Source organism: Microcoleus sp. PH2017_09_SFU_O_A (assembly GCF_020738625.1).
Taxonomy (GTDB): domain Bacteria; phylum Cyanobacteriota; class Cyanobacteriia; order Cyanobacteriales; family Microcoleaceae; genus Microcoleus.
The window spans coordinates 1-23,133 of the sequence record NZ_JAEQCF010000112.1; the positions used below are offsets into that span (position 1 = coordinate 1).

The window sequence follows — 23,133 nt, forward strand, 5'->3', positions numbered from 1 at the left end:
ATGATGGGAAACTATCACGTTCCGTTTTGGAGAGCAGTGGAGGGGGCGACTCCTTCACTGACTTTAATTATTTTGAGAAAAGTAGCCAGTAAGTTAGGTTTAGACCTAAACCAACTGGGTAGACGGTGTTTGACGACTCCCAGCGAGAGTTAGACTTTGGGTTTTACCCAAGCCTACTTTGTCCGCAGAATCTCAGCGTATGAAAGACCTGAGAGTGTCAAGATAGCCAAAAGATTTGGCGGACTAATTTTTTAAGTTCGATCGCGTCCTGACTCGTGCCCAAAAACGGATACTTGCTTTCGGACACTCGTCGCCCGCCACCTAAAATTTCCGACTCCTGTTCAACCCCCTGATTCACTGCGCTGGAAGTCAATCTAAAATCTCAAATCTACAGTCTAAAATCGACTGAATGGGGCTTTCCGGGCGATCCGGTTCGAGGGCTTACCTAACGGATTCGCGATCGCACTCAAGCGCGGCGGCCACCCTCTTTTAATATCTTGGAAAAAACTCGCTGAAATTGTTTATTCTGTCAATGAGATATCTATAACTTTGGAATGTGTGAATCATAAAAATGTCTGAATCACTAACAAAAGGAGGAACGATCGCAGCGATCGCCACTGCGATCGTTCCCCAACAAGGCAGCGTCGGCATTGTGCGAGTTTCCGGTGCCGCAGCCTTAAAAATTGCCGAAACCCTGTTTCGCGCTCCAGGAGGGCAAATTTGGGAATCTCACCGCATTCTTTACGGCCACATCCGCCGCCCCAAAACTCAAGAATTAGTCGATGAAGCTTTGTTGTTAATCATGAAAGCGCCCCGTTCTTTCACCCGCGAAGATGTGGTGGAGTTTCACTGTCACGGCGGCATTATGGCGGTGCAGCAAGTGTTGCAGTTGTGTTTAGAAAATGGGGCGAGATTGGCGCAGCCGGGAGAGTTTTCGCTCAGGGCTTTTTTGAACGGAAGGTTAGATTTAACTCAAGCTGAAAGCATTGCAGATTTGGTGGGAGCCCAATCGCCCGCTGCGGCACAAAGTGCTTTAGCTGGTTTGCAGGGAAAATTAGCCCAGCCAATTCGCAAATTAAGAGCAATTTGTTTGGATGTGTTGGCAGAAATTGAGGCGAGAATTGATTTTGAGGAAGATTTGCCGCCTTTAGATGAAGCTAAAACTTGTTTGGAAATCAATCAGATTTTGAACGAATTGTCAAGGATTTTGGCGACGGCCGATCGCGGTGAATTGTTGAGAACCGGTTTGAAAGTGGCGATTGTCGGACGCCCGAATGTGGGAAAGTCGAGTTTGTTGAATGCGTGGAGTAAGAGCGATCGGGCGATCGTCACAGATTTGCCCGGTACAACGCGGGATGTGGTAGAGTCGCAGCTAGTAGTGGGCGGGATTCCGGTGCAGGTGCTGGATACAGCGGGCATTCGGGAAACGGAGGATAAGGTAGAAAAAATCGGCGTAGAGCGATCGCGCGCCGCAGCCAAACAAGCCGATTTAGTATTGTTGACAATTGACGCAGAATCTGGTTGGACAGCAGGCGATCGGGAAATTTACGAACAAGTCAAGCACCGCCAGCTCATTATAATCATCAACAAAATTGACCTAGTAAAAACAATCCCAGAATTACCTTTTTCCTCGGAAATTCACCCGATAGTCACCGCGGCGGCCGCCTTGGATAGAGGTATAGAAGAATTAGAAACAGCCATATTAGATGCTGTCAGTGGCGGAAATTTGCAAGCAGAAAACTCAGATTTAGCAATCAACCAGCGGCAAGCAGCAGCTTTAACCAGAGCTAAAATTTCCCTGGAAGAATGCACGGATACTATTAACAATAAATTGCCGTTAGATTTTTGGACAATAGATTTGCGCGGCGCAATTCAAGCATTGGGGGAAGTTACGGGGGAAGAAGTGACGGAATCAGTCTTGGATAGAATATTTAGCAGGTTTTGTATTGGGAAATAGGGATGCAAAAGATGATTCAGCCTTAACAGTCAAAGGGATATTACAATGATGAGTTCAACCTGAAACAACCAACAAATAACAGCAGTGCCAATAACTATCTACCACATCACTCACATTCACAATCTAGAATCTATTATTTCTGAAGGTGGATTGTTAGCTTACAACGCTATGCGTGCTGCAAAAACTCAGTACACTAATATCGCCTACGAAAACATCCAAGATCGTCGCGCTAGAATCCGCGTTCCATGCGGTAGAGGTGGTGTACTACACGATTATGTTCCATTTTATTTTGCACCCCGTTCTCCGATGTTATATACGATTAATAAAGGCAATGTAGAAAACTACACTCAAGGTCAAACAACAGTCATTCACCTAGTTTCTAGTATAGAGAATATCGAGTCTGCGGGTTTAGATTTTGTTTTTACTGACGGTCATGCAGTCATGACATTTACCGATTTTTTTGACGACCTCAACTATCTAGGTGCGATCGACTGGGATGTTATGGAATCCCGTTACTGGAACGACACAAACGAAGACAACGACAGAAAGCGCAGGCGTCAAGCCGAGTTCTTAGTTCGCAACATTTTGCCTTGGCAGTTAATAACAGAAATCGGCGTTATCAATAATACAATCAAATCACAGGCAGAGAATATTTTACAAAATTTTACACATAAACCGTCAGTAATAGTTCACAAAAACTGGTATTATTAAGACAAAAAGATCGGGAAATTAAAGTGATTGAAATTCAGCAAGGCAACCTGTTAGAAGCAAATGCCGAAGCCCTAGTGAACACAGTTAATTGTGTTGGAGTTATGGGGAAAGGAATTGCCTTGCAATTCAAGCAGGCATATCCCGATAATTTTCGCAAATATGAAAAAGCTTGTCGGGCGAGCGAAGTGCAGCCGGGACAAATGTTTGTAATATCTACTGGCAATCTATTTAATCCTCGATACATTATTAATTTTCCGACTAAACGCCACTGGAAGGGCAAGTCAAAAATCGAAGATATTCAAACTGGACTAAAAGCTTTGATTCAGGAAGTAAAGCAATTAGGCATTACTTCTATTGCGGTTCCTCCGCTAGGTTGCGGGAATGGTGGCTTGGCTTGGCAGACAGTCAAACCGCTAATTGAATCAGCTTTTTCAGAACTGCCAAACGTGCAAGTTTTGCTGTTTGAACCGCAGGCTACTCCGCAAGCTGATTCGATGCGGGTGGCTACCGAAAAACCCCAAATGACTCGCGCTCGTGCCTTGTTTATTAGCTTGCTGGAATTGTACGGAATTCCTGGCTATCGCTTGACAATGCTGGAAATTCAAAAGCTAGCTTATTTTCTTCAGGTAGCAGGTGAACCACTAAAATTGCAGTATGTGAGAGAAAAGTACGGCCCCTATGCAAATAATCTCAATCATGTTTTGCAGAAGCTGGAAGGGCATTATATTCGAGGTTATGGAGATCGAAGCCGAGAGGCACAAATCTATGTGCTGTCGGAAGGTAAAATAGCCGCGCGGGAATTTTTAGAAAATGCTGCTGATGCTAATGTTAGACTAGAGCGTGTTAGCGGGTTAATTAATGGTTTTGAAACTCCTTACGGGATGGAATTATTGGCAACTGTTCACTGGGTTGTTTCGGAAAATAGGGAAGCTGCCGAGGATTCCGCAAGAGCGATCGAACTTGTGCGCGAATGGAACATCCGCAAGAGCGAACTATTTAAGCCTCAACATATTCGCAAAGCATGGGAGCGGCTTCGCGAGCAGAGTTGGTTTGTTTAGGATACCTTCTACCGTTTGATGCCTCATCCTCACGATCGCGGTCTGCCCAGAGTTGTGATATAAAGCACAGCCTCACTCGTAGGAATACCGAGAACGTCATTCACGAGATCGTCAAAAAAGCCCGCAATACCGCTGACACCCAAACGCAGTTGAATCGCTGCTAAATTCAACCGCTGGCCCAAATGACCCGCATCCATGTGCAAATATCGGTAAGCGCGATCGCCATATTTGGCAACAGCCCTATTCAAATCCGCCGTGTGAAACAACAGCGCCCCCGCATCTCTGCCCAAATCTTGCCCCAAACACAAATAATGCAGCTCCCTGCGGAAATTTTTGAACCGAATTTGCCGCAATTCTTGAGCTTTCGGAGCGTAATAATAACAACCTTCTTCTAACCCATGCACTCCCGAAACCGCAATAAAAGTCTGAATCAAACTCAGATCGAAATAGTCTGGATAACCGTCTAATCCTTGGTCGATATAGTGCTGCGACTGATAAGTAAAATCAAGCAACGCTAGCAGTTCGCCCAAGCTCAAAGAAGCACCTGTATAAGCACGGGTAGAACGCCTCTTCAGCATCATATTTTCTAAACCTTCCAGATTCACTCCCCAAGGAATCGAAGGTGTGACAGTCGAAACTTTAGTGCAAAATGGAAAGTTATATTTGTCCTCTAAATCTCCTTCACTTTCATCAAGTTTCCAGCCATCTACTCCAGTGGGATCTGATTCTAACTGTGTCGCTTTATGGAGGTATTCTAAAATTTGACCTTCGGAAATTTTCGGGTAATCTGTCGTCGTTTTTCCTGCCAAAGCCGTTTTAAACTTTGGCAAATTTTGGTCGATGTCTAGCAAATCAGCTAAACCAATTAAACAGATCGCTCCTTCTTGCTGCGAGTCGATATACAGTAATTGATTGATAGCTTCGTCTGCGAATCCTCCAATCAGGTGAGGTCGGTAATCGTTGATGGCGCAAGCTAACTCGATATTGCTCAATAAATGACCAGTGTCGAGAAAGATTCGCCGATAAGCTCTATCTGCGTAACGCCAAGAAGAACGGAAGAAAACAGTGGTAACGGCGATCGCCAATTGGGTATTTTCTAACACCGGCGATCCGAAACAAGCCGCTTGCAGGGCCGGCCAAACTTCGCTGTCCCAAAAATGAACCAGCGAATGAGTTCTGCACTGATAATTGTAGAGTCCCGCCGGCAACTGTGGCGTACCCCGCGAGATTAAATAAACCTCTGCTGGGTAGAGCCCGCCCGCCGATGGTGCCGATCGCAAATACAGGTAGCTGTCATCTACCGTCTGCACCTTCGCCGTCAGCCCGTAGCTGCACAGCAACAAGCTGGACAACCGATGCCACCAACTGGCATCATCCGGGGAATTTGGATCGTCTGAGGGGTCTTTTAGATAAGGCTTCAGGTCAAAATACGCGCCAATTTTATATTCTTTGAACGGAACTGGTTGCTCTGTCCAATCTAGCTGTCTGCTTTTGGCAGCAAGGGTTTGGGGATCGTATTTCGTCCGTTCGTGGTAGTGCTGTGCAATGGAGGGAGGAAGTTCTGGCATATTTCAGTAGAGAATCAGCTTTGGTTTGTTTATCGATCTTGACATTACTGACGGCAAGCATGGTCGAGCAACCCAGAAATTTACAAATATAAAAAAAATCTTAGAAAAAATACGATCGTTGTTACACAAGCTTAACATAATAAGATACCTAAGTATAAATACGCAGAATAAGAACCATCAATTATCATTATGAATTGGCTGCAAAAGCTGTCGTCATTAAGGGTTGAAAATGCAAAAGCTAAGCGCTGAGGAATTGCTCGCTCAGTATTCTGAAGGCCAGCGAAACTTTAACGCCGTTGACTTAAGTGGAGATAACTTGTTTCAAGCAGATTTGCCAGAAATAAACCTTTCTGGTAGCGTGCTGACGCGAGCTTATTTGCCCTACGGAAATCTGACTCAAGCCAATCTTTACAAAACACAGTTACAAGATGCTGAATTGGGCGACATTCAACTTTATCAGGCAAATTTGTCTGAAGCTAATTTATCAGGAGCTAATTTATCTAGAGCAAATTTGCGCCACGCCAATTTGCAAGGAGCAAATTTGCATAAAGCCAATTTACAAGGTGCGGATTTGTACAATGCAGATTTGAGCAATGCCGATTTGAGATATGCTGATTTGAGCAGAGCTAATTTGGAGAAAGCAAAGTTAACCAAAGCTCAATTAGCTGGCTGCAACTTATTTCGAGCGCGCTTAGTGGATTTGTCCGACGCGGAGTGCGATCGCACTACCATCGGCCCGGAAGGATATTGATTTCGCAGCACTGCATTTGGGCGATCGGTCGAAAAAGGCGATCGCCATTTTTGATATTTCTTAACATTTCTCGACACCGCTGACAATGTGAGTTACAGTCGTAGAGAACTTATGGCTGTGCAATATTGACAATAAACAACACATATTTCCACATAAAAAAAGGTCAAACCTATGAACGATCCCGATGAAAAAGCCAGAGAACTCCGACACAAAGAACAACAACTTCGGAAGCGAGAACAAGAACTTCGACTCCGCGAACTAGAATCGGAAATCGAACGATCGGTACCAGAGAATATAACGAGAAAGTACGAAGAACCAGACAACAATACTCAAAGCAAACTGCAACTATGGCGCCGAAAAATCATAGCAATCAGTCAATTTACAGGTCTGGCAATTGTAGCGCTGGTTGCCCTGCGTGTAGCATCTTGGCTAGGAACTGCGGTGATGGTGGGAGCAATTGCTTTCATTGGTTACAAAATACTTTTTCAAGATAAGAATCCCAAGAATTAACTAACAGGCTATTGTAGTCATTTCAGGTCTGTACTGCACATTGTTCGCGAGGAATAGCGAATCAAATAACTTTTGCACGAACACCATCATGAAATAGCTTGGTTTTGAAATATCCAGCAGTAAACAATCAGAAAACAACCATGAACCTCAAAGTAGAAACTAGCAGCTTTCTCAACGATTTAGAGCGAGTATCCGCCGTGCGCCGAGAAATTGCCGATCGCCTGAGCAACATCGTCACAGCCATAGAGCGATCGGAATTAGCCGGAATCGAAGCATCAGGAAAACTCGGTTTAGAAACAGACAGCGCCGACATCAATCTCGCCAGCAAAAACTTGCGCCAAGGAGTATTTCGGCTCCTCGTATTAGGCGACATGAAACGCGGCAAAAGCACTTTTCTAAATGCCTTAATCGGCGAAAACTTGCTTCCCAGCGATGTCAATCCCTGTACCGCTTTGCTGACAATTTTGCGCTACGGCCCCGAAAAAAAAGTCACCGTATATTTCAACGACGGCAAAAGCCCCAAACAACTCGATTTTAAAAGTTTCAAACAAGACTACACAATCGACCCCGCTGAAGCAAAACGCCTAGAATCAGAACAGAAACCAGCATTTCCAGATATCGACTGCGCCGTAGTAGAATATCCCTTACCTTTGCTAGAAAAAGGCATAGAAATAGTAGACAGTCCCGGACTCAACGATACAGAATCGCGCAACGAATTATCTCTCGGTTACATCAACAACTGTCATGCTATTTTGTTTGTACTCAGGGCAACTCAGCCTTGTACAATGGGTGAAAGACGTTATCTAGAAAATTATATCAAAGGTCGTGGATTAAGCATTTTCTTTCTGATCAATGCTTGGGATCAAGTGCGGGAAAGTTTGATCGATCCGGACGATCCTGAAGAAATGGCAGAAGCAGAACACAAACTGGGGCGGGTTTTTAAAGCTAATTTGGCTGAATATTGTTTAACAGAAGGACACGACATTTACGACGAGCGGGTGTTTCCAATTACCTCAATTAAGGCGCTCAGATTGCGGGTAAAAAACCCGGATGCAAATTTAGCAGGAACTGGTTTTCCGGAGTTTATGGCGTCATTGAATACGTTTTTGACGCAGGAAAGAGCGATTTCGGAATTGCGTCCGGCGAGGACTTTGGCGCGTCAAATTTCTGCTCGCGTCCGCGAAGCTGTCGGGCGCCGTTTACCATTGCTCGAACGGGATGTCAATGAGTTGAAGGACAAGATTAATTCTGTTGAGCCGGAGTTTAATAAACTGAGTCAGATTCGCGATGAATTTCAACAAGAAATTATCCGAGTTAGAGATAGTAAATCGCGGGCGATCGCAGATTCTTTCCGCACCTACGTTCTCAATTTAGAAAATACCTTTGAAACCGACTTTTTGCGGTATCAACCCGAGCTGAGATTTCTGGATTTCTTCAGCCAAGATAAGCGAGAAGCCTTTGAAGCATCGCTCAGACGAGCATTCGAGCAGTACATCAACGACAAACTAGCAGCTTGGACTCTCACGGCTGAACAAGAGATGAATTCAGCATTTTCGCAGTTGTCGCAAAGTGCAGCCAATTACGGAGCATCTTACACAAAAGTGACTGAAAAAATCACCGAAAAACTGACCGGGCAAAAAATCCCCGCAGCAGTCAGCAACTCAAACGAAGATAACTCGCCAGCTTGGGCAAAATGGGCGATGGGATTGTTTTCATTAACAACAGGAAACCTGGCGGGTGTAGCAATGGCAGGAGCTGGTTTCGACTGGAAAAATATCCTGCTCAATTTAATTACTGTATTGGGCGTCAGTACGATTTTTGCGAGTTTTACGGGGATTGTTTTGGGGCCACTGTACTTGGCTTTGCTGGGGATGGGTGTTGGGGTTTTGCAAGCAGACGGAGCTCACAAACAGTTAGTGAAAGCAGCTAAAAAAGAGTTGGTAAAATATCTGCCGCAGGTGGCTCAGGAGCAGTGGCAGCCGATTCACGATGCTGTGAAAGAGTGTTTTGATGTTTACGGGCGCGAAGTGGGCGATCGCATGAATGATGATATTAAGTCTCGGAAAGCTGAGTTGGATAATTTGTTGGAACAAAAGCAATCTCGGGAGATTAATTGTCAGGCTGAATCGCAGCGGTTGGAAAAGTTGGAGGCTGATGTTTCTGCTCAGGCGCAGAGTATAGAATCAGTATATCAAGGTTTCTTAGCATCCGCTAAATGAAGCTCTAAGGTACGTAGTTGCGCTTCAGCGCTCTTACATATATAACTAAGAGCGCTGAAGCGCAACTACGTACCTAGGATTTGGAAAAGTTGGAGGCTAAGGTATGTTGTTGCGATGAAAGCGCTTAAGGTATGTTGTTGCGATGAAAGCGCTCTTACATATATAACTAAGAGCGCTGAAGCGCAACTACGTACCTCGGATTTGGAAGAGGACTGAAGTCCGCACGATCGAACCTTTTATAATCAAACAATGAGATAATTTTAAATATGCAACAACCCGAAACTTATCAAAATCTAACTAACTATCTCAAATCAGCACTGGGCATTCTCGAACTAGATAAAAACTCCCAACTTTACCGAGATACAACTTCTATTTGCGACTATCTCGCCAAACCAACTTTTCAAATCGCTGTCTTCGGGCCGTTTAATTACGGTAAGTCAACTTTGCTGAATGCAATGCTTGGAAATCGCGCTTTGCCGATCGACCTTGTGCCCACTACAGGTGCTGCCATTTATGTCAACTACGGCGACGAATTGCACGCAAAAATCACCCTCAAAGACGGCACAGAAGTCAGCGAAGCGGGGACTGACGTGTTGAAACGCTACGCCATCCTCGACGACAACCGACAGATGCGGGATGATGTCGCAGCCGTCAATGTTTACTGTCCCCACCCATTCCTGAAAACCGGTGTGGAATTGCTGGATTTGCCCGGAACTAACGATCGCCAAGAACAGGATAACTTAGTTCGGGATAAATTGCTGACCGCTGATTTAGTTGTCCAGGTTTTGGACGCTCGCAAATTGATGACTCTGGGCGAACGGGAGCACTTGAGAGACTGGTTGAGCGATCGGCAAATTAACACAGTCGTCTTTGTTGCCAATTTTCTCAATCTACTCGAACCAGACGACCAAAAACAAGTATACAATCGATTGTTGTTTGTTGCCGAAAGTTTTCGCTCCAACTTGCCGAACAATATCAGCAATATCTACCGCGTCGATGCTTTGCCGGCTTTGCGGGCGAGGCTAAAAGGAGATGTGGCTGCGGCTCAAACTACCGGAATTGCCATGTTTGAATCGGCGTTGCAAAGTATAGTCGCAAGTCAACAGGAACAACTAGCAGTTAAGTTGCCGAGAATTGAAGCCATAGCTACTAAGATTTGTCAATCTCTGCGAGCTAAATCTGAAACTGTCGCCGCCGAAATAACAGCCGCTCAACAAAAGCAAAAAGACCGAATTGAAATTAAACAAAAAGCTGAAAAACTGATTTCACAAGGCTTTCAAGCCAGCGTTTCCGACTTCGAGATTTGGCTTTACCAGCCCACACTTTTGCGGCGCTATCAATCGGAAATGGCGCTGTCGCTTCAGCAAGGAAGTTTTGATGCGTGGAAGACAAAATTTGAGCAAGATGTACTGAACCAGCGGGAAACCATTGCAGAATGGGTAAATAAAGCTTGCGAGTTCTTCGATCGAGAACAGCCGATCGCCCTTTTGATCTCGTTTCCGCCCTCCCCGCAAATCGCGTTACCAGAACCGCCAACCGCCGCTGCTAAAAGGTCGATCGAGGGCGAAGTGACTCCAGTCGCGATCGCCACCGGCTTAGGTTGGCTGTTGGGCGGCCCAATGGGAGCAGCAGTAGTCGGCGGTGCTAGCTATATTTTGAAGAAAAGAACAGGCTATGAAAAGCCACCTGAATCGTCAGAAGCTTATCTAAATCAAGTAACAGAAATTTGCAACGAAGCTGCTAAAAACTATCTAATTGGTTTCAGTATCGATACTTTTTTAATGCTGCAACACTACAAGGAAATCGCCGCCAAAGTTATCTGTTTTCAAGACAGCAAAGAGCCGCTAAATATGAATGTTCAACAGTACCAGTTACAGTTAGTAAATAATTTAGTGGAAAATTTAGCAGCAGAATTAGATCGAATAAAAATCAGATGATTTTAGATTACTTTCATGGCACTGTCAAATCATCAATAACAGGCTTTCCGGCCAGCTATATCCTCCGTAGGGACACTCCAAGATCCCATTAGTGTCAACTTAAGCCGAAAGCCCACTAGGGTTTTAACCCCTGCCGGACTGCCGGACTCAGGGTTTGACGTTAAGTTGACACTCCTTGGGCAATTCCGTGTCCGTACCAAACCCGAATATGCTGTAAGTCCTGTTAACTAAATTTCATAGATTTCTAACGGTAAGTTGTCTGGATCTCTAAAAAAGGTAAACCGTTTTTCGGTAATTTCGTCAAGGCGAATTTCTTCTACTTCCACTTGTTGCGATTTCAAGTAAGCAACCGATGCTTCTATATCCTCGACTGCAAAAGCTAAATGTCTCAAACCGCAAGCTTCAGGATTGTTAACTCTTTTGGGAGGATGGGGAAATGAAAACAGTTCAATCATTGCGCTGCCGTTTCCGACTTGCAAATCTAGTTTGTAAGAATTCCTCTCGCTTCGGAAAGTTTCTTTGATTGTGGAACATCCCAAGACTTCTACATAAAATTTCTTTGACTTTTCGTAATCCGAGCAAATAATCGCCACATGATGTATTGCCTTTATTTCCATATTAAAAAAGTTAGTTAGTTGCGTTTTTTCAACAGCACAGCACGCTACTGACAATTATATTTGACTTCGAGCAAAACCTGCTAAATTCAGCACGCGCGGCGCAGCTATCCCGTAGGGAATCGCCCTATAAATTCCCCCGCCCAAATCTTAATTAGTAAAATTCCGCAAAAAAAGCACCCCACTTTGATAAAATGAGAGTTTTGCAGTCACTCACCCATTTGCATCTCAGGAGACAAGCACCATGGCCCGTATGTATTACAACGAAGACGCCAACCTAGACCTCTTAGCCAACAAAACGGTTGCTATCATCGGCTACGGTTCCCAAGGACACGCCCACGCCCTCAACCTCAAAGACAGCGGCATGAATGTCATTGTCGGTTTGTATCCCGGTAGCAAATCTGCCGCCAAAGCAACCGATGCAGGTTTAACTGTTCACCCGGTAGACAAAGCAGCCGCCGCCGCTGACTTCATCATGATTTTATTACCCGATGAAGTTCAAAAAACTATTTACAAAGAACAAATCGAACCTAACCTTTCAGCAGGAAATGTTTTAGCATTTGCTCACGGTTTTAACATTCACTTCGGCCAAGTTGTCCCCCCAGCCGACGTAGACGTAGTAATGGTAGCCCCCAAAGGCCCCGGACACTTGGTGCGCCGGACTTACGAACAAGGCGAAGGTGTTCCGAGTTTGTTTGCAGTATATCAGGATGCTTCGGGCCAAGCGCGCGATCGGGCAATGGCCTATGCTAAAGGTATCGGCGGCACCAGAGCCGGCATCCTCGAAACCACTTTCCGCGAAGAAACAGAAACCGACCTTTTTGGCGAACAAGTAGTTTTGTGCGGCGGTTTGAGCGCCTTAATTAAAGCTGGATTTGAAACCTTAGTTAACGCTGGATATCAACCAGAATTAGCTTATTTTGAATGTTTGCACGAAGTTAAACTTATCGTTGACTTAGTAGTAGAAGGAGGCCTCGCCAAAATGCGCGACAGCATCTCCAATACCGCAGAATACGGCGACTTAACTCGCGGCCCCCGCATCGTCACCGATGACACCCGCGCCGAAATGCGTAAAATTCTTAGCGAAATTCAATCCGGCCAATTTGCGCGCGAATTCGTTCTGGAAAACCAAGCCGGCAAACCGGGCTTTACTTCGATGCGCCGTCAGGAAGCAGAACATCCGATTGAAGAAGTTGGTAAAGATTTGCGCGCTATGTTTAGCTGGTTGAAAAAGCAAGCATAATCGATTTTGGATTTTAGATTTTAGATTTTAGATTTTTCGTTTTATCTAAGATCTAAAATCGCTAATCTAATAGTAATTGTCAAAAGTAGTCCTAGGGTGTGTCGCCACGAAAAATCCCTAAATAAGACAGAGAATCTCACAGCGACGCACCTGACAAGCAGCAGAAATAAACCCAACACCACTGAACAGACAAAAATCGGTCAATTGGTTCTTTCTTTGTCTTCCAACTTCCATCGGATTTCTGTCAACTGTCAACCCTTCTCTAAGCAAACTGTCAACTGTCAACCGTCAACTGTCAACCGTCAACCGTCAACTGTCAAAACTATCGACTAGGGTTTTTTTGCAAGTCCTCAATCTCCTTATCCCTTTCCTTGTTTACCTCTTTTGGCTTCACCCATGAAGGCCACAAACTGACGAAGAACTTTCTACTTGCTAAGCTGGTATCTCTTACAGGTTTGGGGAGAAAAGTTAAACTGTCACCGTAAAGGGTAAACATTGCTACAAACAGCAGCACTAGCGGGATAATATTTTTTTTAGGCATGGCAGTTTCAGAGTTAAGTTTGTAAAAGTCCTTGTTTATATTTTGCCCTGGCGCGAACCAAAAATATCAGCGCTAAAGAAAAGAAATCCCAGGCATAAGCGGACGCAGCATGAAAAAGACAAGACTGCTAATTCGCAATATTATTCGACAAGGCTGACTACCAACTCACAATCTAAGTTCAAATGTACGGACTCGTGACACCTCAGAAACCCGGTTTCTTCGTAACTTTCTCGTTACTAAATGGGAAAACTCGTAGAAACCGGGTTTCTCGCCTATGCGTGGACAATCAAACTGTCCGAAGTATTTATGACTAATGGCTGCTGACTAATAACGTTCGCGAGTTCTTAAGGATCGCAAATTAAATAACTTACAATTTTCATTGTTATTGTGGGATGGGCGTCCCGCCCGTCCAGAAAGAACGGGCGGGACGCCCATCCCACAAATATGTGTAAATTATTTAATTCTCATTCCTAAGTTCGCACTAATAACTACTGTCAACTGTCAACTGTCAACTGTCAACTGTCAACTCACTACTTATTCCCTTGAATAAAATTTTGCACGACTGCATTAGTCTCAGGGGAAATTTCTGTTACCAGGCGCACTGGAATTGCATTGGTAGAAGCAAACTGCGCGTATTCGGGCGTTAGAAAAATAGCATATTTGTCAGCTTCTGCCGTTAGTTGAGCGGCAGTGGCCAGACTTATCGCTTTAATATAATTGCGTATGCTCACAGCTTGCTCGCCGACAACTTCATCGCCAGAAATTACTGTACTCGGTCTGCTAGCTTGGTCTAAGGTTGTACTCGGATCTTTGACGCTTAAGTGGGTTCCTCCTACAAAGCCGACTAGCCATTTGGGGGCGGTAATCTTTTGGAATCCGGCAATTTGTTCGACTAAGGCGGGTGTGGTTTTGTCGGCTGAAGATGCTACTATTAATGTAGGGATTTGAATGGCACTTAAACCCGTTTCTCCAAATAGTAATGATGTGGTGGGATTCATAACGATCGCCCTTTTTATCCTCACATCCCGCAATTGATACCGTTCTGCGGGCAATCGGGCCGCCGCGCACTGAATGCCTTCGCCCAAGCTAAACCCGATTAAATCCCCCTGACAGCGCTGTTTGAGCCCGGTCAATTGCAGTTCGGCACCGGCTACGGACAAGGCTGTGGCGCCGCCGAAGGAATAGCCCACGATCATCGATCGCTCGATCGCAATTTTTCCCTGCAAGTTATCATCAGTTTGGTTCAATTTTGCCAGTTCGTCGAGCACAAAACTGATATCTTTAGGACGGTCTAAAAACTCTCCAGAAGCGAGCAACTGAGACTTACCCGCGATCGCAGCCTTGGTATTTGTTTCGTTGCTTCCCGGATGTTCTACAGCAGCTACCACGTAGCCGTAGGACGCCAAATGCTCGGCTAAATAACGCAAATCCGTCCGCACCGAACCCAAACCGTGAGAAAACACGATCGTCGGTTTGTCCGCCGTCGCTGCTCTCGACCAATAGACATCAACAGGAATACGCCGATTGCGGGCGCTATCGTTCAAATCTAGCTTGAGAACCCGCACCGAATTCGGGCCGGGTTGGGTTGGGTCGAAAGGCGGGTTAAAGGCGGGTTTAGTGGCTGTTAATTGAGGTGCGATCGCGGCCATAAACCTCTGAGTTTGCCAAAAACCCGAGTTTAAATTGCTTAAAACTGCGAAAGCTCGATCGAGATCCACGACTACCCGCGCACTCGGATAAGATTCAATGAAACTCAATACCGATAAGCCTTCCGGCGCATTCGCCCCCAGCACCAAAGCCGCTCGCAGCGCTTCGACACCGGCACCGTCGCGCCTGGGAATGACTGTAGTCAAATCCGTCAAAATCGCAGTCCCGATGCGCGTATTTAGCAAGTTGCTCAAACCAACTACATTGAGAGGGATTTTCGCTTGAAGTGCTCCCAAAATTTGACTGCGCTGTGCGTCAGACAGCAGATTGGCGTATGCTTGCAGTCTGGGCGGGACTTTTCCGGTTTTTGCGAGCTCGCGCAAATCCGCCACCGAGATTGAGGATTCTAAAGGGCCTTTGCGGACAACAACTGTTTCTGTAGCTTTTGCAGGGGATATCATAGCGCCGAAAGTGCCGATCGCGATCGCGCCACAAACACTCGCGACTGAGGAAAACCATCTTAAATTTGGTCGGATGCTCATTTTTACCTGGTTCAACTAGAGGGATATCACTATATTCTTAAAATTGTCCCAGATACAGAGAAATTCTGTTCAAGTGTTGATAAATTGTCTGGGAATGCGATCGACAAAACCTCTCGGTATGTTTAAATGTCGATCGTCGCGATCCTATTAAGTATAATTGCCAATCAAACATGGCCATTTAGCTTAATGCACTACGCGAAATTGCGGTTGACATCATATTTTGTGTTTACTACGATAGTAAATAAAACCCTGCGATATCCCTGACCTTTGCATCAGAATGATCATTTTTCGAGTGCAGTGCGATCGTCCTCTGGCATTATATCGTTTCCGTCAGTCTTGAAAAAAATCAATTTACCTCAGCTATCAGGAGGATTTCAATGAATACACTGACACTTCCAGGCTACAAAATCACCACCTCAATCTCCGACGGGTTCAATACCAGCGTTTACCGGGGAATTAGACAGTCAGACGAACAACCAGTCATCATCAAAATCCTCAAGGCAGAATTTCCCACCCTCGAACAAATTACCCGCTTAAAAAACGAATATAAAATTACTCAGCATTTACACGCAGACAGCATCGTCACATATTACAGCCTCGAAACGTATCAAAACCGTCTCGCCCTGATTTCAGAAGATTTTGGAGGCAACTCCCTGGGTCAAATCATCTCAAAAAAGCTTGACTTAACAGCATTTTTAAACATTGGCATTCAGCTAGCATCAGCACTCAACTCGCTGCATCAAAACGGCATCATCCACAAAGACATCAAACCCTCCAACATTATCATCAACCTGGAAACAGGAATAGTTAAAATCACCGACTTCAGCATCGCTTCCCGGCTGAGCAAAGAAACTCCCCAAATTAACAGCGCTAACTTAGTTGAAGGTACAGTCGCCTATATGTCTCCCGAACAAACTGGGAGAATGAACCGCACCTTAGATTATCGCAGCGATTTCTATTCCCTAGGTGTCACATTTTACGAAATGCTGACAGGCAAATTGCCGTTTAAAAGCAACGATATTTTGGAACTCGTACACTGTCATATTGCCAAACATCCCGCGCCACCTTCTGAATACAGGAGGAATTTAGAAAATAGCGATCTGGTTCCGCAAGTTGTTTCGGATATTGTGATGAAGCTTTTGGGAAAAAATGCCGAAGATAGATATCAAACAGCAGAGGGGATTAAGGCAGATTTAGAAAACTGTTTGAATTCTTGGCAGACAACTGGGGAAGTTGCTTATTTTGTACCCGGACAGTTGGATCGATCGGGACAATTGTCAATCCCTCAAAAACTCTACGGGCGAGAACTTGAAGTCGATAGTTTACTTGCTGCTTTTGAAAGGGTAGGGACACGGCAGTGCCGTGTCCCTACAGGTGATAGGGATTTACTCCCAGGGCGCAGCGAAATAGTCCTAGTTTCCGGTTATTCTGGGATTGGTAAAACCGCCATTGTCAATGAAGTTCACAAGCCAATTGTGCGACAGCGCGGCTATTTTATTAACGGCAAATTTGACCAATTTAAGCGCAACATTCCCTATGCAGCTTTGATTCAAGCTTTCGGGTCTTTAATCGGGCAGTTGCTGACTGAAAGCAGCGAAAATTTGCAAGCTTGGCGAGAAAAGTTAGCGGCGGCTTTGGGTACAAACGGTGCTGTGATTGTTGATGTAATTCCCGAGATTGAGCTAATTATTGGCAAACAGCCGGAAGTGCCACAACTGGGGGCTGCGGAATCTCAAAATCGGTTTAATCGAGTCTTTCAAGAGTTTATCGGCGTCTTTACTCGCGCAGAACATCCGCTGGTTATCTTTTTAGATGATTTGCAGTGGGCTGATTCGGCTTCGCTGAATTTAATGCAGTTGTTGCTTGGCAATTCGGAAAGTAAATACCTGCTGTTGATTGGTGCTTATCGGGATAATGAAGTTCATCCGACTCATCCGCTCGTACAGGCGATCGAGCAAATTGCCAAAACTGGTACTCCAGTCAATAATATTGTATTGCAACCGCTGGATTTCGGCAATGTTTGCGAATTAATTGCCGATACTATCACGGCTAACGACAAGGTGAGATTGCTGGCTGAGTTGATTTTCCACAAAACGGGCGGTAATCCTTTCTTCATCACGCAGCTTTTGCAAGCGCTGTATCAAGAAAATCTGTTATACTTTGAGTTGAGCAGCGGTAGTTGGCAGTGGGATTTAGCGCAGATTCAGGCGATCGGCATTACGGACAAAAGTGTCGTGGAATTGGTAGCCAGCCGCATCGAAAAACTTCCGGAAACTACGCAGCGAGTCTTAAAATTGGCGGCTTGTATTGGCGACACATTTACCCTCGACGTTTTGTCAATTGTCAACGAACAATCCCAGGCGCAAGCAGCTAGCGAACTCTGGGCGGCGCTGCAAACTGGATTGGTTCTCCCGTTGAGTAATGCTTACAAAATTCCGCTGGTTGGAGGCTGGGGACTGGATAATTTGCGATCGATTATTCCCGCTTCTCAATCCAAAATTGCCTACAAATTTCTGCACGACAGAGTGCAGCAAGCAGCTTATTCTCTGATTCCAGACGCCCAAAAGCAAGCAACGCACCTAAAAATCGGTCAATTGCTGCTCAAAAATACTCCCGTCGCTGAGATTGACGATAATGTGTTTGATATTGTCAACCAACTGAATGTTGGGGTTGAATTTCTCACAGAAAAAACCGAAAAAGATGAATTGGCAAAACTGAATCTGATCGCCGGGAAAAAAGCTAAAGCATCTAATGCTTACGAAGCTGCTGTCAGGTATTTGAATGTCGGCTTGGAACTCATTAACTCCTCCCAGTCCCCCGTTAGTATGCAGTCAAGTTGGGATACTGATTATGACTTGACGCTGAATCTGCACGTAGAAGCAGCGGAGGCAGAGTATCTGAATACTAACTTTGGGCGATCGCAAGAATTAGCGGATCTTGTTTTACAACAAGCTGTTAGCGTACTAGACAAAATTAAAGTCTACGAAATCCAAATCCAGTCTTATATGTCTCAAAACCAATTTAGTCAGGCTGTAGATTATGGGCTAAAAGCTGTGGAAATATTGGGGTTGTCCCTCTCTGAAATCCCCCCAGAGAATCTCGCTGGAATTAAGTTGCCTCAAATTGAGGAACTAGAAAAAGTACCTGTAATGACTGATGACTATCAGTTGGCGGCAATGCGGATACTCTCGGTGCTTCTTTCTCCGGCTTTTGGTGCAAAACCAGAACTCTTGCCACAGATCATCTTCACAATGGTCGATTTTGGTATGGAAAGCGGTTATTCAGCACTTGGGGCGATCGCCTATACTTGGTATGGTTTGCTGCTAAGTGCGGTATTGGGAGAGCTAAACGCTGGATATCATTCTGGACAACTAGGTTTGAAACTGTTAGACAAATTCAATGCTAAACAACTTAAATCCAAAATTTACAATATGTTTAACACTTTTGTTAGACATTGGAAAGAACACGCCAGGGAAACTATTGTATCCTTAATGGAAGGGATTCAATCTGGCTTAGAAACAGGAGATTTAGAGTTTGGCAGTTATTGTGCCATGAACTACTGCAATCACCTATTTTTGATTGGCGAGCCACTAGAAAATGTTGCACAAAAGCAAGGGCAATATATAAATTTAACACTGAACCTAAAGCAGGATTTTCCTAGTGTATTTATCAGAACTTGGTCACAAATGGTTTTGAATCTAATGGGGCGTTCGACCAATAAAAGTCAATTGATCGGGGATGAATTTAACGAAATAGAAATGTTGCCAAATTTGAAAGTTAATTGGTCTTTTTTTAATTTTTACTTTGCGAAAACACTTCTGCATTACTTGTTTAAAGAATACGATATGGCAGTTGCTAACGCATCTTTGGCGGTAGAATACGCAGGTGGGATGGTTGGCTACATGATGGTCGGCACAAACAATTTTTACTATTCCCTGGCACTCCTGGCTGTGTATCCAACTGCGGATAGTGCAGCACAAGAAAAATACTTGATGCAAGTAGCAGCCAATCAGGAACAAATGCAGACATGGGCGCACCACGCCCCGATGAACTACCAGCACAAGTACGATTTAGTAGAGGCTGAAAAAGCGAGAGTTTTCGGTAAAAATTGGGAAGCAGCAGATTATTATGACAAAGCTATTCAAGGAGCCAAAGAGCAAGGATACATCCAAGAAGAAGCACTCGCTAACGAACTTGCGGCCGAGTTTTATTTCTCTCGCAACAAAGACAAAATTGCTCAAGTATATCTCACAGAATCATACTACGGTTACATCCACTGGGGAGCGATCGCCAAAGTCAAAGATTTAGAAGCCCGATATCCCCAATTAGTCGCCCAAACCCTCAACCGAGAAACTAAAACCCGCGATTTAACTGTCACCGCCACGACAACAACCACCAGCAGCGATTTCAGTAAATCCTTAGATATCGGCACCTTCGTCAAAGCATCTCAAGCAATTACCAGCGAAATTGTCCTGGATAAATTGCTCGCCAGTTTGATCGAGATTTTGTTAGAAAATGCCGCCGCTCAAAAAGCTGTGCTGATGCTCTACAAAGATGATAGTCTTTTGATCCAAGCAGCTTGTACGTCAGAGCAAAATCAAGCCGTTGTCTTGCAATCCCTTCCCGTTGAAATTAGTCAAGATTTGCCAGTTTCTATTGTTAACTATGTTGCTCGAACTCAAAAAGACTTGGTTTTAAACAATGCAGCGTCAGACGGCTTGTTTACCGAAGATCCATATATTGTCAGCAGTCAGCCAAAGTCAATTCTTTGCAATCCAGTCATCTATCAGGGCCAACTCACAGGCATTCTGTACCTGGAAAATAACTTAGCAGTGGGTGCTTTTTCTCCCGAAAGATTGCAAGTTTTAAAAGTTTTGACTTCTCAAGTTGCGATCGCCCTAGAAAATGCTAAACTCTACGCAAAAGCACAACAAAAGTCGCAGCAACTAGAACAATCTTTGCACAAGTTGCAGCAAACCCAAGCTCAACTGGTGCAAACGGAAAAAATCTCAAGTTTGGGGCAGTTGGTAGCAGGAGTTGCTCACGAAGTCAATAACCCCGTTGGCTTTATTTCCGGCAATCTCCACCACGCTAATGATTATGTACGAGATTTGATTTGCATTGTCAATCTTTACCAGCAGCACTACCCACAGCCGGTACAGGAAATTGCAGAAGCAGCAGAAGATATGGAACTCGATTATCTGATGGAAGATTTGCCTAAAATGCTGGGTTCTATGCAGTTAGGAACCGATCGCATTCGTGATATCATGCAATCATTACGCAACTTCTCGCGCGTTGACGGTAATGAAAAAAAACCGGCCGACATTCATGCAGGTATCGAGAGTACGTTGATGATTTTACAGCACCGCTTGAAAGCTAATGCGGAACGTCCGTCAATTCAAGTGATTAAGGAATACGGCGACTTACCTGCGGTTGAGTGCTACAGCGGACAACTCAATCAGGTGTTTATGAATTTGCTCTCAAATGCGATCGATGCTTTGGATGAGTCGAATGCTTCACGTACTTACGCTGACATTGATAAGCATCCTAATATTATCACAGTTTGCACCGAAGTCAAGGATGTGAAGGAAGAAGGAATAAGGAAGAAGGAAGAAGGAAGAAGGAAGAAGGAAGAAGGAAGAGGGAATAAGGAAGAAGGAAGAGAGAATAAGGAAGAAGTAAGAGGGGGGAAAAGTGAGAGTTTTGCGGTGATTCGGATTAAGGATAATGGGCGGGGGATGGCTGAAGCAACGCGGTGTAAATTGTTCGATCCGTTTTTTACCACTAAGCCGGAGGGGAAAGGTACGGGATTGGGATTGTCGATTAGCTATCAAATTGTAGTCGAAAAACACGGCGGTGCGATCGAGTGTATTTCGGAACCGGGAAAAGGTGCGGAGTTTGTGATAGCAATTCCCTTAAATTAGAGAAGGATTAGAGAAGAAAACCGGGCGAATATAATTCGCGTCTATACAGACACTCACGCGCCTCCGCGGGTTGAAAAAAACCCGGCGAATATAATTCGTGTCTATACAGACACTCACGCGCCTCCGTGGGTTGAAGAAAACCCGGCGAATATGATTCGTGTCTATACAGACAACCGGGCGAATAGGATTCGCGTCTATACAGACACTCACGCGCCTGCGCGGGTTGAAAACGGGGAAATTAAAATTACCTTATTCTCTTCAACCTGCGGAGGCAGGTTTTGTTCGTATAGGCGCGAATTCTATTCGCCGTCTATCTGCATCTACAAACCTATTTAAAATCTAAAACCGGGAAAGGTTTCGCCGCTTCTATCTGCGCCGCTAATGCAATTAAAGTTGCTTCCGCCGCCGGCCGCCCGATAATTTGAATTCCCACCGGCAAACCGTTATCATCTAAGATGGCCGGAAGTGCGATCGCAGGTAAACCACTCGCATTAAATGGCGGACAAGGAGCAACCCAATTAATAATCCGCTGCAAAGTTTCCTCACAACTCAAATGGGCCCACTCCCCGATGCCAATTGGCGAGTGCATATAAGTCGGCAAAACTAACACATCAAAATTCTCAAAGAATCCCACAATCCGCCGTGAAATCACCTGCATTTGATTCACCGCCCGCAAATATTCCCCAGCCCCAACAGTCCTTTCCAACAACCAGCGATTCATCGGTTCCAAAACCTTGCCTGGAATGCCACTTGCTGCCGCCCCAGACTGCCAAATTACTGTAAACGGTTCGATTAAACCTGTAAAATCCGGGCATCCCGGTTCGACATCGTGACCCAAATCTGTCAGTAATTTTACGGTTTCGAGTACGGCTTGCTGACACACAGGCGCTGCCTCACCCACGGGAGCAATACTGGTAGAAAAAGCAATTCGCAGTTTGCCCAACTTTTCGCCGGAAGCCTCTAAAAACGTGGGATTTGGGTCTGGTAGCCAGTACGGATCGCCTGTGGTGTAGCCTGACATCACATCCAACAGGGCGGCGGCGTCAGCGACGGTGCGGGCGAGAGGGCCGTTGGCAGAAATTCCGCTCAGGTAATCTCCGACTGGCGCCCAGGAAACTCGCCCGCGCGAGGGTTTTATGCCCACTAAACCGCAGGCGGAAGCTGGGCCTCGGATCGAACCGCCGCCGTCTGAACCTTGGGCGATCGCGCATAAACCCGCCGCTACGGCCGCCGCTGAGCCGCCGCTGGAACCTCCGGGCGTGTAGTCTAAATTCCAGGGATTGCGCGCGGGCCGGAAACCTGGGGGTTCGCTGTAAGGCAATGAGCCTATTTGAGAGGTTGCTGTTTTGCCCAGAATGTTAAATCCGGCTGCTTCGATCCGCCAGACTACTGACTCGTTGTAGGGAGATATGTTACTGTGCAAAGCCTGAACTCCGTAAGTACACGGAATGCCGGTAACTGGTGTCAAGTCTTTGATGCCGATCGGCACTCCGAAAAACGGCGGCAATTCCTCTGACTTGTTTAAGCCTGCTAGGTGTTCGGTTTGCGCTGTCGCCAGCTCGATCGCCCGATCGGCTGTTACTGTAAAATAACTACCAAGTTGATGGTTTAATCGATCGATCCGTTCCAAGTACACATTGGCAATTTCTAGGGGCGAAATTTCCCGAGCGCGGATCGACTTCGCCAAATCCAGGGCTGAACTAAAAGCCCGATCGACAGAATTCATAGGTGTAAGTCCTGAATGGTTCGGCAAAGTATATATTTATAGCTGGTAAAAGTATAGTCATCTATTACATGACACGGGAGGCATTGAGTCCCTCCCCTTTCGCTTTCACTTCGAGCGGATTAACCCGCCTCGGCTGAGCTACGCAGCTCTCTATCCCATTGCTGAAGGCATTTGGGATTGCTTTT

15 protein-coding genes are annotated in these 23,133 nt (G+C 45.4%); 9 read left to right on the forward strand and 6 right to left on the reverse strand.

Annotated elements, in window-relative coordinates:
• Positions 1 to 217 precede the first annotated feature (217 nt).
• Positions 218 to 373: a hypothetical protein gene (locus JGK16_RS29560; protein WP_293178697.1), complete on the reverse strand. Its 156-nt coding sequence runs from the start codon at positions 371 to 373 to the stop codon at positions 218 to 220.
• A 198-nt stretch (positions 374 to 571) separates the two neighbouring features.
• Here JGK16_RS29560 and mnmE point away from each other — a divergent pair, with 198 nt between their 5' ends.
• The 3 genes from mnmE (at position 572) to JGK16_RS29575 (ending at position 3,726) form a co-directional block, all read left to right on the forward strand.
• Positions 572 to 1,957, forward strand: coding sequence for a tRNA uridine-5-carboxymethylaminomethyl(34) synthesis GTPase MnmE (gene mnmE, locus JGK16_RS29565; RefSeq protein WP_293178700.1), 1,386 nt, complete (start codon positions 572 to 574; stop codon positions 1,955 to 1,957).
• 84 nt (positions 1,958 to 2,041) lie between these two features.
• Entirely contained in the window at positions 2,042 to 2,668 is a 627-nt protein-coding gene (locus tag JGK16_RS29570; protein ID WP_293178703.1) for a DUF4433 domain-containing protein, read from the forward strand.
• A 23-nt stretch (positions 2,669 to 2,691) separates the two neighbouring features.
• Positions 2,692 to 3,726, forward strand: coding sequence for a macro domain-containing protein (locus JGK16_RS29575; RefSeq protein WP_293178705.1), 1,035 nt, complete (start codon positions 2,692 to 2,694; stop codon positions 3,724 to 3,726).
• A gap of 29 nt (positions 3,727 to 3,755) precedes the next feature.
• Here JGK16_RS29575 and JGK16_RS29580 read toward each other — a convergent pair whose 3' ends face one another.
• Complete coding sequence (locus JGK16_RS29580) at positions 3,756 to 5,294, reverse strand: SagB/ThcOx family dehydrogenase (protein ID WP_293178707.1); 1,539 nt, start codon at positions 5,292 to 5,294, stop codon at positions 3,756 to 3,758.
• 229 nt (positions 5,295 to 5,523) lie between these two features.
• Between JGK16_RS29580 and JGK16_RS29585 the strand changes: the two genes are divergently transcribed.
• From JGK16_RS29585 to JGK16_RS29600, 4 genes are all read left to right on the forward strand, one after another.
• On the forward strand, positions 5,524 to 6,045 hold the full coding sequence (locus JGK16_RS29585; RefSeq protein WP_293178709.1) for a pentapeptide repeat-containing protein: 522 nt from the start codon (positions 5,524 to 5,526) through the stop codon (positions 6,043 to 6,045).
• 171 nt (positions 6,046 to 6,216) lie between these two features.
• Positions 6,217 to 6,555: a hypothetical protein gene (locus tag JGK16_RS29590; protein WP_293178711.1), complete on the forward strand. Its 339-nt coding sequence runs from the start codon at positions 6,217 to 6,219 to the stop codon at positions 6,553 to 6,555.
• A 140-nt stretch (positions 6,556 to 6,695) separates the two neighbouring features.
• Positions 6,696 to 8,774, forward strand: coding sequence for a dynamin family protein (locus JGK16_RS29595; RefSeq protein WP_293193516.1), 2,079 nt, complete (start codon positions 6,696 to 6,698; stop codon positions 8,772 to 8,774).
• Positions 8,775 to 9,040: 266 nt separating this feature from the next.
• On the forward strand, positions 9,041 to 10,711 hold the full coding sequence (locus JGK16_RS29600) for a dynamin family protein (RefSeq protein ID WP_293193515.1): 1,671 nt from the start codon (positions 9,041 to 9,043) through the stop codon (positions 10,709 to 10,711).
• Positions 10,712 to 10,938: 227 nt separating this feature from the next.
• Here the strand turns inward: JGK16_RS29600 and JGK16_RS29605 are convergent, their stop codons facing one another.
• On the reverse strand, positions 10,939 to 11,328 hold the full coding sequence (locus JGK16_RS29605; RefSeq protein ID WP_293178716.1) for a VOC family protein: 390 nt from the start codon (positions 11,326 to 11,328) through the stop codon (positions 10,939 to 10,941).
• A 241-nt stretch (positions 11,329 to 11,569) separates the two neighbouring features.
• Here JGK16_RS29605 and ilvC point away from each other — a divergent pair, with 241 nt between their 5' ends.
• Complete coding sequence (gene ilvC / locus JGK16_RS29610) at positions 11,570 to 12,568, forward strand: ketol-acid reductoisomerase (protein ID WP_293178718.1); 999 nt, start codon at positions 11,570 to 11,572, stop codon at positions 12,566 to 12,568.
• Positions 12,569 to 12,890: 322 nt separating this feature from the next.
• Here the strand turns inward: ilvC and JGK16_RS29615 are convergent, their stop codons facing one another.
• Entirely contained in the window at positions 12,891 to 13,109 is a 219-nt protein-coding gene (locus JGK16_RS29615; RefSeq protein WP_293178720.1) for a hypothetical protein, read from the reverse strand.
• A 530-nt stretch (positions 13,110 to 13,639) separates the two neighbouring features.
• Entirely contained in the window at positions 13,640 to 15,298 is a 1,659-nt protein-coding gene (locus tag JGK16_RS29620) for an alpha/beta hydrolase (RefSeq protein WP_293193514.1), read from the reverse strand.
• 377 nt (positions 15,299 to 15,675) lie between these two features.
• On the opposite strand from JGK16_RS29620, the gene JGK16_RS29625 reads away from it, so the two are divergent.
• Positions 15,676 to 21,222, forward strand: coding sequence for an ATP-binding sensor histidine kinase (locus JGK16_RS29625; RefSeq protein ID WP_293178724.1), 5,547 nt, complete (start codon positions 15,676 to 15,678; stop codon positions 21,220 to 21,222).
• A 328-nt stretch (positions 21,223 to 21,550) separates the two neighbouring features.
• Here the strand turns inward: JGK16_RS29625 and JGK16_RS29630 are convergent, their stop codons facing one another.
• Positions 21,551 to 22,948: an amidase gene (locus JGK16_RS29630; protein WP_293193513.1), complete on the reverse strand. Its 1,398-nt coding sequence runs from the start codon at positions 22,946 to 22,948 to the stop codon at positions 21,551 to 21,553.
• Between the last annotated feature and the right edge of the window lie 185 nt (positions 22,949 to 23,133).

Bases quoted from the DNA above. Each gene is read 5' to 3' on its own strand.
- JGK16_RS29595 (WP_293193516.1), top strand. From the start codon at position 6,696: ATGAACCTCAAAGTAGAAACTAGCAGCTTTCTCAACGATTTAGAGCGA.
- JGK16_RS29630 (WP_293193513.1), bottom strand. From the start codon at position 22,948: ATGAATTCTGTCGATCGGGCTTTTAGTTCAGCCCTGGATTTGGCGAAG.
- JGK16_RS29585 (WP_293178709.1), top strand. From the start codon at position 5,524: ATGCAAAAGCTAAGCGCTGAGGAATTGCTCGCTCAGTATTCTGAAGGC.
- JGK16_RS29620 (WP_293193514.1), bottom strand. From the start codon at position 15,298: ATGAGCATCCGACCAAATTTAAGATGGTTTTCCTCAGTCGCGAGTGTT.
- ilvC (WP_293178718.1), top strand. From the start codon at position 11,570: ATGGCCCGTATGTATTACAACGAAGACGCCAACCTAGACCTCTTAGCC.
- mnmE (WP_293178700.1), top strand. From the start codon at position 572: ATGTCTGAATCACTAACAAAAGGAGGAACGATCGCAGCGATCGCCACT.
- JGK16_RS29590 (WP_293178711.1), top strand. From the start codon at position 6,217: ATGAACGATCCCGATGAAAAAGCCAGAGAACTCCGACACAAAGAACAA.
- JGK16_RS29615 (WP_293178720.1), bottom strand. From the start codon at position 13,109: ATGCCTAAAAAAAATATTATCCCGCTAGTGCTGCTGTTTGTAGCAATG.
- JGK16_RS29580 (WP_293178707.1), bottom strand. From the start codon at position 5,294: ATGCCAGAACTTCCTCCCTCCATTGCACAGCACTACCACGAACGGACG.
- JGK16_RS29605 (WP_293178716.1), bottom strand. From the start codon at position 11,328: ATGGAAATAAAGGCAATACATCATGTGGCGATTATTTGCTCGGATTAC.
- JGK16_RS29625 (WP_293178724.1), top strand. From the start codon at position 15,676: ATGAATACACTGACACTTCCAGGCTACAAAATCACCACCTCAATCTCC.
- JGK16_RS29600 (WP_293193515.1), top strand. From the start codon at position 9,041: ATGCAACAACCCGAAACTTATCAAAATCTAACTAACTATCTCAAATCA.